The 13,591-nt window shown below is 68.9% G+C and carries 8 protein-coding genes; 7 read left to right on the top strand and 1 reads right to left on the bottom strand.

Features of this window, described 5'->3' with window-relative positions; translation table 11 throughout:
- Positions 1 to 38: 38 nt before the first annotated feature.
- Positions 39 to 854 carry a hypothetical protein gene (locus tag AC5592_RS06090; protein WP_063063641.1) on the top strand — a complete coding sequence of 272 codons (816 nt, stop codon included), beginning with the start codon at positions 39 to 41 and terminating at the stop codon, positions 852 to 854.
- A 33-nt stretch (positions 855 to 887) separates the two neighbouring features.
- Here AC5592_RS06090 and AC5592_RS06085 read toward each other — a convergent pair whose 3' ends face one another.
- Positions 888 to 2,336, bottom strand: a complete 1,449-nt coding sequence (locus AC5592_RS06085) for a CCA tRNA nucleotidyltransferase (RefSeq protein WP_036507449.1) — start codon at positions 2,334 to 2,336, stop codon at positions 888 to 890.
- A 183-nt stretch (positions 2,337 to 2,519) separates the two neighbouring features.
- Between AC5592_RS06085 and AC5592_RS06080 the strand changes: the two genes are divergently transcribed.
- The 6 genes from AC5592_RS06080 (at position 2,520) to trxB (ending at position 13,540) form a co-directional block, all read left to right on the top strand.
- Positions 2,520 to 3,056: an NUDIX hydrolase gene (locus AC5592_RS06080; RefSeq protein ID WP_064923396.1), complete on the top strand. Its 537-nt coding sequence runs from the start codon at positions 2,520 to 2,522 to the stop codon at positions 3,054 to 3,056.
- Positions 3,053 to 5,614, top strand: coding sequence for a DUF6049 family protein (locus AC5592_RS06075; RefSeq protein ID WP_063063640.1), 2,562 nt, complete (start codon positions 3,053 to 3,055; stop codon positions 5,612 to 5,614). The genes AC5592_RS06080 and AC5592_RS06075 overlap by 4 nt, the downstream gene beginning before the upstream one ends.
- 954 nt (positions 5,615 to 6,568) lie before the next feature.
- On the top strand, positions 6,569 to 10,495 hold the full coding sequence (gene murJ, locus AC5592_RS06070; protein WP_232329213.1) for a murein biosynthesis integral membrane protein MurJ: 3,927 nt from the start codon (positions 6,569 to 6,571) through the stop codon (positions 10,493 to 10,495).
- Between the two features lie 272 nt (positions 10,496 to 10,767).
- A complete protein-coding gene (sigM, locus tag AC5592_RS06065; RefSeq protein WP_063063701.1) occupies positions 10,768 to 11,331 on the top strand; it encodes an RNA polymerase sigma factor SigM in 564 nt (187 codons plus the stop codon).
- A 181-nt stretch (positions 11,332 to 11,512) separates the two neighbouring features.
- Positions 11,513 to 12,412 (top strand): RsmA family anti-sigma factor, encoded by a 900-nt coding sequence (locus AC5592_RS06060; RefSeq protein ID WP_157121608.1) that lies wholly within the window; start codon positions 11,513 to 11,515, stop codon positions 12,410 to 12,412.
- A 141-nt stretch (positions 12,413 to 12,553) separates the two neighbouring features.
- Positions 12,554 to 13,540 carry a thioredoxin-disulfide reductase gene (gene trxB / locus AC5592_RS06055; protein ID WP_036507424.1) on the top strand — a complete coding sequence of 329 codons (987 nt, stop codon included), beginning with the start codon at positions 12,554 to 12,556 and terminating at the stop codon, positions 13,538 to 13,540.
- Positions 13,541 to 13,591 lie beyond the last annotated feature (51 nt).

Raw genomic sequence — 13,591 nt, 5'->3', positions numbered from 1 at the left:
TCGCGTATTCACCGGCGGCCAGTACTCTCGAAGCAATCATGGCCACCTATTTCGATCCCAAATCCTGGTCGCCGTTGCGAGCAGTGGACCTGGGCCGGCGGCTGTTCGACCCGGAGTTGCTGGATCAGTGGACGGCTTTCACCACCGCATGGCTCGACCCGGTGGCGGATCTCGGGGCGGGAACTGTCACCGCACTCATGCCGGATGTGCTGATGACGCTGCTCAGCGAGGGGATTTTGAGCCGCTTCGGCGGCCGGGAGGTCACCGCCACCCTGCTCGGCCACGATCTGACCGCGATTCTGCAGACCCTCAAGGTGCGCCGCCGCGGCGCCCACTTCCAGACCAAGACGGTGCTGACCGAGCTGCGCTGGAACGGACATCCGATCGAGGAGATGACGGTGATCGCGCACGGAGTGCGGCTGATTCCGGGTGTCCCGACGAAGGTGCGCACCGCCGGACTCGACGTCACCGGCACCGTGACCACCGCGGCGCTGGTCGAATGGCTCAACGAGAAGCGGCTGAACTGGCGGTTCGAGGTGCATCCGAGCGGATTGATCAGCGCGCGCCATCGCACCCGTAAATTCCAGGCGCTGGTCGACGCCGCCATCAGCGACAACCTCGTTACGATCGCGGTCCACCAGGCTGCCTGGTCCGGCGTCCGGGTGCCGCGGCGCTGGGTGTCGGTGGCGCCGGTCACGCTGGCGGACCTGCCCAACGACGTGCGCATCGTGCGTGCCGACCGGCAGGGCGACAGGGTGCATTTCCGGCTCGAACTGCCGCAGGTCACCGGCTCGTTCGACCTCGGGCAGATGCGGGCGGCGATCGTCGCCGGAACCACGCTGATCGTGTTCTGAGACCTCCGGACCGCCGAGTCCGGTTCCGCGGCGCTACTGTCCGCCTGCGTTCCACCATTCCAGCAGGGCGGCCTCGGCCTCGTCGCGAGTCAGCGGACCGCGATCCAGCCGCAGTTCCTTCAGGTAGCGCCAGGCGCGGCCGACCTGCGGTCCCGGCTCCAGGCCGAGGAGTTCCATGATCGCGTTGCCGTCCAGGTCCGGACGTACCCGCTGCAGATCCTCCTCCTGCTGCAGGCGTTCGATCCGGGCTTCCAGATCGTCGTAGGTCGAGCGCAGCAGTGCGGCGCGGCGCTTGTTGCGGGTGGTGCAGTCCGCGCGCACCAGTTTGTGCAGCCGCGGCAGCAGGTCGTCGGCATCGGTGACGTAGCGGCGCACCGCCGAATCGGTCCACTGGCCCTTGCCGTAGCCGTGGAAACGCAGGTGCAGATACACCAGCCGCGCCACGTCCTCGGTGAACTGCTTCGGATATTTCAAGGCGCGCATGCGCTTTCGCACCATTTTCGCGCCGACGACCTCGTGGTGGTGGAAGCTGACACCGCCGCCGGGTTCGTTGCGCTTGGTCGGCGGTTTGCCGATGTCGTGCAGCAACGCGGCCCAGCGCAGCACCAGATCCGGATCGCCCGACTCCTGATCGATGGCCTGGCGCAGCACCGTCAGCGAATGCTGATAGACGTCCTTGTGCTGATGGTGTTCGTCGATCTCCAGCTTCATCGCCGGAACCTCGGGCAGTACCCGTTCGGCCAGCCCGGTCTCGCACATGATGTCTATACCGTCGGTGGGATATTCACCGCCGATCAGCTTGTCCAGTTCGGTACGCACCCTTTCGGCGGTGATGCGGCGGATCTCGTCGGCCATCAGAGCGATCGCCACCCGCACCCGTGGCGCCACCTCGAAGCCGAGCTGGGAGACGAAGCGGGCCGCGCGCAGCATGCGCAGCGGATCGTCGTTGAACGAATCCTCCGGCGCCGCAGGAGTATCCAGCACACCGGCGAGCAGGGCCGCCATGCCGTCGAGCGGATCCACGAATTCCAGATCACCGGCCGGGCCGATACGTACGGCCATCGCGTTGACCGTGAAGTCGCGGCGGACCAGATCACCCTCGAGGCTGTCACCGAAGGTGACCTCGGGGTTACGCGAGACGCGGTCGTAGCTGTCGCTGCGGAAGGTGGTGATCTCCAGCTGCCGGCCCGATTTCGACGCGCTCACCGTGCCGAACGCCAAACCGCCGGTGTCCCAGAGATGGTCGGCCCAACCGCGCACGATCTCCAGTACGACCTCGGGCCGGGCGTCGGTGGTGAAGTCCAGATCGGTGCCGAGCCGGCCCAGCACGGCGTCGCGCACGCTGCCGCCGACCAGGTACAGCTCGTGGCCGCGCGCGGCGAACAGGCCGCCCAGCGGAGTCAGGACATCCGAGAGCCGGCCCAGGGTGATCGCCGCCGCGGCAAGCAATCGCGTCCGGCGATCATCGTCGGGGTCGGACACGGCCCTTCCTTTCACTTGTGTGCCGTCCTCCACTTCTGCGTCAACGGACTTCGGCGAAACCACGGAAACGCAGCTTAGTTGGTGCGCACCCGCCCGGACCGGACGGATGCCCCGCCGCGCTGCGGCATGAACTCGGCATCGAACACGTTCAGTGCATCGATCCGGCGCGGCTAGACTGACCCGGTGTCTCCGGCCGATCGCGCGAACAGTCGACGCCGCCAGCCCCGGCGCCGCGGTTCGGCCGGTAATGCGGCGAAACCTCGTATGCGCACCGTCCGGGAAACCTCGGCGGGCGGCCTGGTCGTCGACGGCCTCGACGGGCCCGCCGAACAGCGCTGCGCCGCGCTCATCGGCCGCACCGACCGCCGCGGCCGATTGCTGTGGTCGCTGCCGAAGGGGCATATCGAAGAGGGGGAGACGGCCGAGCAGACCGCCGTCCGGGAGGTCGCCGAGGAGACCGGCATCAACGGCCGGGTGGTCGCGGAACTGGGAAGCATCGACTACTGGTTCGTCACCGAAGGCCGTCGGGTACACAAGACCGTGCACCATTACTTGATGCGGTCGTTGGGGGGTGAGCTCTCCGATGCCGACGTCGAGGTCACCAAGGTGGCCTGGGTGCCGTTGAGCGAACTCGATTCCCGGCTCGCCTACGCCGACGAGCGGCGTCTGGCCGAGGTCGCGAATCGGCTGATAGATCGGATGGAGAGCGGCAGACAATGACGCGTGCGAGTCGCAGTGGGCACCGCTGGGTGCTCCTGCTCGTCTCGCTGGCGCTCGCCGTATTGAGCGTGCCGTCGGCCGGGTCGAGCCATGCGCAGCCGTCCGGGTCGGGAGGTTCGACCGCAGCGCCGAAATTCCTCAAACTCACACTCGATTCGGTGTCGCCGAGCACGATCACCACCACCAGCGATTCCGTCCTCGCGCTGACCGGCACGGTGACCAATATCGGCGATCGCGTGGTGGACGACGTCAGTGTGCGAGTACAGCGCGGGGCGGCCATCGCCGAACCCGGCGAACTGCGCTCCACGCTGCGCCAGGATCAATCGGACTTCCCGGTCAGCGCGCAGTTCCAGGACGTCGCCGACCAGTTGGGGCCCGGACAGCGCAAACAGTTCACCCTGCGGATCGGGGTGCGCGAGGGCATGTCCAACGCGGCCGCCAATCCGCCGGTCACGGACTCGCTCGGCATCACCGAACCGGGCGTGTATCCGCTGCTGCTGAATGTGAACGGCGAACCGGCCTACGGCACTCAGGCGCACCTCGACGATGCGCGGTTCCTGCTGCCGGTCCTCGGCCTGCCCGCCCTGCCGAACGGCGCCGATGCCGCGGCGGAGGGGTCACAACCCGTTCCGGCCGCACCGCAGCCGCCGGTGGCGACCACCATGTTGTGGCCGCTGGCCGACCGGCCCCGCATGGTCGCCGGCATCCCCGGCTCGGTGGACGGCAAGGCGCTGCTCACCGACGACGAACTGGCCGGGGAACTGGCCGCGGGCGGCCGCTTGGATCAGCTGGTCTCGGCCCTGGAGTCGACGCTGCGACCCGACCCCTCGCACGATTCCGGCCGCGCGGGTCCCGGACTGGCCGGATCGCTGTGCCTGGCCGTGGACCCGGATCTGCTGCTCACCGTGTCGAAGATGACCGAGGGATATCGAGTGCTGGCCTCTCCGTCGGATCCGGACGGGCCCACACGCGACGGCACCGGTCCGCAGGCCGCGCGCGCGTGGCTCGACCGGCTGCGTGCGCTGGCGCCGACGATGTGCACGGTGGCGCTGCCGTTCGCGCAGGTCGACCCGACCGCGCTGGCCGGCGTGCATGATGCCGATCTGGTCGCCCGCGCTATCACCGCGCCCGCGGATATCGTCGATTCGCTGCTGTCGGTCAAATCCGTGCGCGGGGTGAGTCTGCCCGCTTCCGGAGCCATCGGAGCCGATGCCGCGACCATGCTGACCGAGCGCGGTTTCACCACCGCCGTCCTCTCCGGGAATGTGGTCGCCGAGGGCGGTTCCCTCAGCACCGCAACGGGTTCCGGGCGCGGCGAGGCGACGGTGCGCAGTACCGCCTCCGTCGCCGCGGACATCGCGCCGGTGGTACCGGAGATGGTGCGCCTGCCGGCCGCCGCCCCTGTCAAACCCGACGCCGCGCCGCCGGCGCCCGATTCCGGATTGAAGGTCGCGACCTTCGACATGTGGTCGGCGACCGCGCTGGCCGCGGTCGGGTCGAATCCGCCGACTCCGGCGTTCACGCCCGACCGCGTCCGGTACGCGGTCACCAACGACTCCCGCACCGCCCGACTGCAGGACGCACTGGGCGCGCTGAGCTGGCCGGTGCTGAATACGACCGAGACCCGTCCCCGCGCCACCCTCCTCATGCCGCCGCAACAGTGGGGCGCCGACCGCGACGAGGCCGGAGCGCTGCTCTCGCACCTGGAGCTCATGTTCCGCAGCGGTCTGGCGACACCGCGTTCCTTCACCGACCTGCTCGCGCAGCCGGTCGATCCGCGCCCGTACGACCTGGACTACTCCGGTGACGCAGCGGCACAGGCGGTGCCCGACCAGTTCGTCGCGCCGGTCGGACAGCAGGAACATCGGATCGACGATCTGATGAGCGCCCTGGTGGAGATCCCCCAGCAGGAGCCGACACCACGGACGTTCCTCACCCCGTTGCGCGACGATCTCATCCGGGTGCTGACGCTCTCGGACCGCACCGGTACCGATGCGCAGGCCGACACCGCCGCGCAACGACGACTCGAACAGACCACCCGGACCATGGACGGGCTGTTCTCCTCGGTGAGCGTGCTGCCGCCGGGCGGCGTGTACACGCTGGCCTCGGAGCAGAGTCCGCTGCTGCTGGTCGCGCGCAACGATCTGCCGGTCGCGATCCGGATCCGGTTCAAGATCGGGGCGCCCGCCGAGACGAATATCACCGATATCGGTGAGCAGCAGCTTCCGGCGGAGGGTACCCGGTCGTTCCAGATTCCGACCAAGGTGAGCGACAGCCGTAACCTGGTGATTCCGATATCCCTTACCACACCGGCCGGAGTGCCTCTCGGCAATGCCACCTCGGTTTCGGTACGTTCGAACGCTTACGGTCAAGCGTTGGCGATAATTACCGCATGTGCCGGTGCACTGCTCTTCCTGCTCGCCGGTCGCCGCCTGTGGCGCCGCTTCCGGGGACAGCCCGATCCGGCCGACAAGGGTTTGGACCCGGGAAAACGACGCAGGCTCAACCGATACCTGCGCGCCCGCAAACGAGTACTGCAGGAAGAGGAGGCACAGTGAGCGACAATCGCGCAGCGGCTTATGTGCCGACCGGGTGCGGGTGTCCCGCAGGTCACGAGGCACAGTGAGCGACAATCGCGCAGCGGCTCGCCGTTCCGACCGGGTGATTCACGGGCCGGCCCGAATGCCGAGCAGACCGGAGGTCCGGTGACCGAGTACGACGGCCCCGTCGTGCCCGATCAGGCCGACGACGAGCAGTTTCCGCGACGCGCGCCCGCCGCGCCGTGGGAGCGTGGACCGCGTCGGCTGAGTCCCGATCCCTCGATGCCGCCCTCGGGCGCCAACGGTGTCGTACCCAACGGGACGCCGCCGCACCGCTTACAGCCGAACGACGCCCGGCCCGATCCGGCCGATCCGCGGCGGCCGCTGAGTGGCCCGATTCCGCAGGTACCCCCCGTGGGCCGGAAACCCGGCCCGAACGGGGCACGACCCACTCCGCCGCCGCGCCGGCAAACACCGCCCAGCGCACCCATCCGTCAGACCCCGGGTGCCGGCCCGCGCCAGATTCCACCGGGGGCATCGCCCCGTCCGGGCCCGCCGAATTCACCCGACGGGCCCCGGAATCCGGGACCGCAGAATCCGCCGCGCCGGCAGAGCCCGCCGAGCGCGCCGCTGCGCCAGACGCCGCCGAACGCGCCACGCCAGCCACTACCGCCGAATGCGCCACCGAGCGAGCCGTTCCGTCAAGTCCCCCCGACGGATCATCGGGGTGCTCGCCCGCCGCAGGACGGCGCGCCGCCGGGACGGCCCCGTCCGCCGCAGCGCGGCCCGCGCCCGCCGGTCGAGCCCCCGAATCAGGATCCTCGGTACTGGGACCCCCAGTACCGCGAGGCCCAGAACCGGGAACTCCCGCGCCGGGATGCGCAGCGTCCGGATCCGCGGCGGTCCTATCCGCCGGGCCCGCCGAGCGGTCCGGTCGACCAGGTACCTCGCGCACCCCGCGCGGAGCGGGCGATGCCGCGCCACATCCCGCCGTCCGAGGCGGAGCCGCGCCGCCGGCCGGCAGGGGAGCGTCCGGCTGCTGCGCGCCCGGATTCGGCACGGCCGACACGTGCGCGCAGCGATTCGGCAGGTCCGCGCACCGCCCAGCAGGCCGTCCTCGAGCAGGAACCGGAAGACTCGTCGACTTCGCGATTGGTCCGCGACTCCGGCTCCATCGCGGTCGCCACGTTGGTCAGCCGCATCACCGGCTTCGTCAAGCAGCTGTTGCTCGTCACCGTGCTCGGCCCGGCCATCGCCAGTGCGTTCACGGTCTCCAGCACGATCCCGACCATGATCTCCGAGCTGCTGCTCGGCGCGGTGCTCACCGCCATCGTGGTGCCGACCCTGGTCCGCGCGGAGAAGGAGGACCCCGACCGCGGCGCGGCATTCGTCCGCCGCCTGGTCACCGCGGCGTTCACGGTGTTGGCCATCGGCACCGTCCTGGCCGTCGCCGCCGCCCCGGTGATGACCACCCATATCTTCCTGTCCCACGACGGCAAGGTGAATACCGCGCTGACCACGGCGCTCGCCTTCCTGCTGCTGCCGGCCATCCTCTTCTACGGGATGTCGGGCCTGCTCATGGCGATCCTGAACACCCATCAGGTGTTCAAACCGGGTGCCTGGGCGCCGGTACTGAACAACGTGGTCGTACTGGCGATTCTGACCCTGTACGCGGTCACGCCGGGAGAGATCAGCCTCGATCCGGTCCGGATGAGCGATCCGAAGCTGCTGGTCCTCGGCGTCGGTGTGACCGTCGGTGTCATCGTTCAGATGGTGAGCCTGCTGCCGGCCATCCGGCGGCTCGGCATCGATCTGCGCCCGCTGTGGGGGGTGGACGCCCGGCTCAAGCAGTTCGCCGGGATGGGCGCGGCCATCATCCTGTACGTGTTCATCAGCCAGATCGGCTGGACCATCGCCACCCGGGTCTCCTCGCATGCCGACGTCGCGGGCCCGACCATCTATCAGAACGCCTGGCTGCTGCTGCAGCTGCCCTACGGCGTGCTCGGCGTGACGCTGCTGACCGCGATCATGCCGCGCCTGAGCCGCAATGCCGCCGCCGACGACAATCCGGCGGTGGTCGACGACCTCGGCGTCGCCACCCGTCTGACCATGATTTCGCTGGTCCCGGTGGTCACCTTCCTCACCATCGCGGGTCCGCAGATCGGCCAGGCGCTGTACGGGTACGGCCATTTCGGCAGTTCGGATGCCGGCCGCTTGGGCGAGGCGGTCTCCTGGTCGGCGTTCACGCTGATTCCCTATGCGCTGGTGCTGATTCACCTGCGGGTGTTCTACGCGCGGGAGCAGGCCTGGACACCGACCTGGATCATCCTCGGCATCACCGGCGTCAAGATCGTGTTGTCGCTGCTCACGCCGGTCTTCTTCAGTGACGATCACGTCGTCATCGCCTTGGGTGTGGCCAACGGTCTGGGCTTCGTGACCGGCGCGGTGATCGGCGGCTGGCTGCTGCATCGCAGTCTCGGCGATCTGCGGATGGCCAATGTCGGCCGGACCGTCACCCGCGTGGTGCTGGCCTCGGTGGCCGGCGCGGCGGTGACACTGATCATCGATCAGGTGCTGGGCCTGTCCCGGCTCGACGGCGGCCTCGCGTCGGTACTGCGGGTCGGCCTGGACGCGATCGTCATGTTCGGCGTCGCCTTCGGCCTGATGCGCCTGGCGGGTGTTCCGGAGATCGTCGCGCTCACGGTCGCGGTGTCGCGGCGCCTCGGCTTCACCCCGCCGGCGCCCGACCTCGGCCTGGACGACACCGCGGTCGATATGCACGACACGATGGTGCTGCCGCGTCCGGAACTGGCCGCTCCGTATTACTACAGCTACGACCCGTACACCGACGCCCAGACCATGGTGTTGCCGGTAATCCGTCCTGGTGCGGTTGACCGCACCGGCCAGGGCGAGTTCCCGTACCCTGTTCGGCAGAGAAACGCAAATGCCGGTGCTGCACCGGCGCAACGGACTTCGACAGTTCAGGGCGAAGGAGGAGCGAGGGTGAGCGACGACGCGGCGGAGGGTCAGCCTTCCGCCGAGGCTGCCGACGCGGCAGGCGCAGTGCGCACCGACGACGTCCCGCCCGGGAGTGTTCCGCCGGCCGACCGCACTCGGGACTCCGCATCCGACCATACGAAAGCGTCGAACGCCGGTGCGGCGCCCGACGCCGAAGCCGGTGTGGACGGGAATGTCCCCGACGCGCCGAACACCGCGGACGCGGTCGGCGGCAACGGTGCGGAAGCGGTGCCGCCCGGAGCGGTGCCGCCGCGGGATCCGGCCTACGACACCGGCATGCTGCCGGTCGGTTCGCCGGAGATGCCCCCGATGCGGGTGGAACCGCCGTCCCGGCGGGTACCGCGCGGTCCGAAACTGATTCCGGGCGCCTCCGTGGCGGGTGGCCGCTATCGGCTGCTCGCCGACCACGGTGGCGCACGCGGACTGCGGTTCTGGCAGGCCTTGGATGTGAAATTGGACCGCGAGGTCGCGCTCACCTTCGTCGATGCCGATCAGAAGGCCGCAGACAATCCCGGCCACGACGGCCCGCAGGCCATCCTCTCGCGCACGCTGCGCCTGGGCCGGATCAACTCGTCCGGCCTGGCCCGCGTGCTCGATGTGGTGCGCGGTAGTTCGGGCGGCATCGTGGTCGCGGAGTGGACTCCCGGCCGCTCGCTGCGGGAGATGGCCGAGACCCAGCCCTCGCCGATCGGTGCGGCACGGGCCATCCGGGCCCTCGCCGCGGCTGCCGAACTGGCCCATCGCGGCGGCGGTTCGCTGTCGATCGATCATCCGGACCGGGTGCGCATCAGCGCCTCCGGCGATGCGGTGCTGGCCTTCCCGGGCACCTTGGCCGATTCCGACGCGCAATCGGATGTGCGTGGCCTCGGCGCGATGCTGTACGCGCTGATCACCGCGCGCTGGCCGATCCGCACCGGCGGCGTCACCGGTGCCGCGGCGACCGTCGGCGGGCTGAAGCTGGCCGATTTCGGCAGCGACGGCTCTCCGGTGGAACCGCGTCAGATTCGTCCCGAGGTGCCGTTCGAGATTTCCGCGGTGGCGGTCCGCTCGCTCGAGGCCGACAAGGGCGTGCGGACGGCGGCGACCGTGCAGCACGTGCTCGAGCAGGCCTCGGTCGTCGACCAGAAGACCGACTTCATCCCGGTCCTGCGTCTGGGCCAGCGTGCGGTGGCGAATCCGGACGAGACCCTCGCCGATCCGGAACTGCTCGCCGCCGAGCGGGAGCGGTCGCAGCGAATGCTGTGGATCCTGGTCGGTCTGGGTGTGCTCGCGGCGCTGGTGGTCGGCGTGATCATCTGGTGGCTGCTGAGCATCTTCGCGCCGGGCTCGGCCGACGAACCGCTCAACGAACAGCAGCGCAAACTGGGCCTGACCACGGCCAGCGTCGCACCGACCGCCCCGGCGGCGCAGTCCGCGGGACCCGCGCCGACCACGGCTGCCGGACTTCCGCTGCAGGCCACGGGCGTCTCGGTGTACTCCCCGGAGGGCACCCCGGACAGTCCCGGCAACGTGTCGGCGCTGCTCGACGGAAATCCGACAACCACCTGGCACACCGATCAGTACTTCCAGCAGTTTCCGGCTCTGAAGAAGGGGATCGGCGTGCTCGCGACGCTGCCCGGTCCCAGCAAGGTGAGCAAGGTCGTCATCGATTCCGCGTCACCGGGCACGGTGGTCGAGGTGCGGACCTCGCCCACCGCGGTCCCCACCCTGGATCAGACTCAGCTCGTCGGCCAGGCCACCCTGGCCGACGGCACCACCACGATCCCCGTGCAGTCCGATCAACAGGCTCGCTACGTCCTGATCTGGATCACCCAACTGGCCAACACCGGCGGCCAGTTCCAGACATCGCTCGGCGACATTCGCTTCGAGGCCGCCTCCTGATTCGTGCCGTCGCGGCCGGCGACCGTCCCGGTCCCGTGATATCGCCTCGCTCTGGTTGCTACCGATTCGTAATGAACGTTATGATTCACAGCGCGCTCTCAGCAGGGGAGCTTCCTGGGATCTGGTGTCTCGGTCCTGGATGATGCGGAATTAGCGGCCTGTCCGGTGTAGGACTTCGTGCCGCCGTGAGCGCTGTCCAAGGGGTTTGTGTGTCGTTCGAAGCGATCGCCAGTGGGGGGACACCGGAGTCGTCTGCTGTCCGTCGTCGCTCGATCGATCCGGACGAAACCACCGATTTCGAATTACTTTCCGCCCATGTCGCCGGCGACCGCGATGCTTTCGGCATTCTGTTCCGCCGCCATTACCACCGGCTCTGGCAATTGGCGCTGCGCACCTGCCGCACTCCGGAGGATGCCGCCGATTCGCTGCAGGACGCGCTGCTGTCCGCGCACCGCAATGCCGCCACCTTCCGCGGGGATGCGGAGGTACGCAGCTGGTTGCATCGCATCGTGGTCAACGCGTGCCTGGATCGTATGCGGCGCAACAAGTCCCGGCCCGCGACGTCGCTGTCGGACGAGTCCGTGGCCGAACCGGCGGTGGAACGCGACGACATCGCGCAGCGCGAGGTGAGGATGGTGGTCGCCGCGGCACTGTTCACGCTGCCGCCCGATCAGCGAGCAGCGCTGGTTGCGATCGACATGGAAGGGTATACCGTAGCGGAAGCGGCGCAGTTGCTGGGCGTCGCCGAGGGGACGATCAAAAGTCGCTGCGCCCGTGGCCGTAAACGGCTGGAACAGGAATTGGAATTCCTGCGAAATCCGGGGAACCGGACGTAGCCGAGAAGCGTCATTACTAATAGACGGACAATTATTCGTTGTGCCTGCCGCCGCATCGCTGCGATGACAGGCGCTACATCATGAGGCCGGACCCGGAGAGGCGATGGACGACAAGGGCGAATTCGCCGCGCGGCGACGCCGTTCCGGGGTGTGGGGCGACGAAGCGGACACAGGAGGTGTGATGGCAGCCCGTCCGGTGCCGCGCCCTCCGTTCTCCACCGATCTGCTGGCCGATCTGCACGCCGACAACGTCCCTCCCGAACAGGCCGAGCTGCTGTGGCCGCAAGTTCGCCGGGACCCCGACGCCGTTCGTTTTCTGCACTCGCTCGACGGCGTGAGCGCCGAGTTACGCGCGCTGAGCCTGGACGACCACATTCTGCATCCGATCCCGACCCGGGTAGCGGCCCGGTTGGACGCGCTGCTGGACGAGTTGTCGCGCGGCGAGCAGCCGCAGCCGGTCGCCACTGTCCACCATCTCTACGGCGACGGATCGGGCGGCGAGCCGCCCTCGACCCGTCCGATGCCGGCTCTGGACGCGGTACCGCGGGATGCGCTGCCCGGGGAACCGATGCCCGAGGAACCGCTGCCCGGGGAACCGCTCGAGCAGGACGCCGTTGTTCCCGGCGCGGCGGGCCCGGGCGAACCGATTTCGCTGGACGGTCACCGCGCGAAGCGATGGCGCTGGTTCACCGCGGCCGCGGCGGCAGTGGCCGTCATCGCCGGAACCCTGGTCGCTGTGGACGCGGTGACCGATCGCCCGGTGCGCCCGAAAGCCCTGCCGGCCCAGCACAGCGCCACCGTCGCCCTCGATGACGAGCTGTCCTCCGCGGCCGTGCTGAGTGCCATGGGCCGCAACGACGTCACCGGCGCGCTCTCGGGGCCGGGGGCCATGGCCGGTTGCGTGAAAGCCGCGGTTCCGGACCGCACGGTGCTCGGCTCTACGAATGTCACATATCGCGGTGAATCGGCCGTGCTGATCCTGCTCACCGGCCCGCGTCCGCCCAAGATCACCGCATTGGTCGTCCGGACCGGCTGCAGCGCAGCGGATCCGCAGATCCTCGAGATGCGCGACATCGGCTGACGGTGCTCGAGGTGCGCGAACGCCTCGTCGACGGCGATGTTTCCGGGCGCGGTCTCGAGTACGGCCGGTCGGCGGCGGGAACATCTACGTTTACCCTGTTGTTGACCGACACGCCTGTTGAACACACTTCGGAAGGGCATCATGAGCACGCCTGTACGCGATCTGATCATTGTCGGCTCCGGCCCCGCCGGCTACACCGCCGCGGTCTACGCTGCCCGGGCCGAGCTCGAACCGCTGCTGTTCGAGGGCACCCAGTTCGGTGGCGCGCTGATGACGACGACCGAGGTGGAGAACTTCCCCGGCTTCCGCGACGGCATCATGGGCCCCGATCTCATGGAAGAGATGCGTGAGCAGGCCAAGCGCTTCGGCGCGGATATCCGTACCGAGGATGTCGAGGCGATCGATCTTTCCGGCCCGATCAAGTCGGTCACGGTCGGTGGCGAGGTCTACCAGGCCTACGCGATCATCCTGGCCATGGGCTCGGCGGCCCGCTACCTGGGTGTACCGGGTGAGCAGGAGCTGCTCGGCCGCGGTGTCAGCGCATGCGCGACCTGTGACGGCTTCTTCTTCAAGGGCCAGGACATCGTCGTGGTCGGCGGTGGCGATTCCGCGATGGAGGAGGCGACCTTCCTCACCAAATTCGCCTCCAGCGTGACCATCGTGCATCGCCGCGAGGAATTCCGCGCCTCCCGCATCATGCTCGAGCGGGCGAAGGCGAACGAGAAGATTCGCTTCCGCCTGAACTCCGAGGTGGTCCAGGTGCACGGCGACACGGCCGTGACGAGTCTCACCCTGCGCGACACCAAGACCGGTGAAACCTCCGAACTGGCGGCCACCGGCCTGTTCGTGGCGATCGGCCACGACCCGCGCAGCGAATTGGTCCGTGGTCAGGTCGATCTCGATGCCGAGGGCTACGTGAAGGTTCGCGAGCCCGGTACCGCGACCTCGGTGGACGGCGTCTTCGCGGCCGGCGATCTGGTCGATCACACCTACCGCCAGGCCATTACCGCCGCCGGTACCGGTTGCCGTTCGGCGATCGACGCCGAACGCTGGCTCGCCGAGAAGGGCGACATCACCAGCAACACACTCGATCACGCCGGCAATCCGGTGGAAGTGACCGCCGGCTGATCCGCCCCGAAGCCTCTCGAATATCGCGTCACCGCACACCGCTAGGAGTTC

The organism is Nocardia violaceofusca NBRC 14427 (genome assembly GCF_963869435.1).
GTDB classification, from domain to species: Bacteria; Actinomycetota; Actinomycetes; order Mycobacteriales; family Mycobacteriaceae; genus Nocardia; species Nocardia aobensis.
This window is presented reverse-complemented; position numbering and strand designations above follow the sequence as displayed.

Coding starts and splice junctions, on each gene's coding strand:
- AC5592_RS06090 (WP_063063641.1), top strand. CDS start 39: ATGGCCACCTATTTCGATCCCAAATCCTGGTCGCCGTTGCGAGCAGTG.
- AC5592_RS06060 (WP_157121608.1), top strand. CDS start 11,513: ATGGCAGCCCGTCCGGTGCCGCGCCCTCCGTTCTCCACCGATCTGCTG.
- trxB (WP_036507424.1), top strand. CDS start 12,554: ATGAGCACGCCTGTACGCGATCTGATCATTGTCGGCTCCGGCCCCGCC.
- murJ (WP_232329213.1), top strand. CDS start 6,569: ATGCCGCGCCACATCCCGCCGTCCGAGGCGGAGCCGCGCCGCCGGCCG.
- AC5592_RS06075 (WP_063063640.1), top strand. CDS start 3,053: ATGACGCGTGCGAGTCGCAGTGGGCACCGCTGGGTGCTCCTGCTCGTC.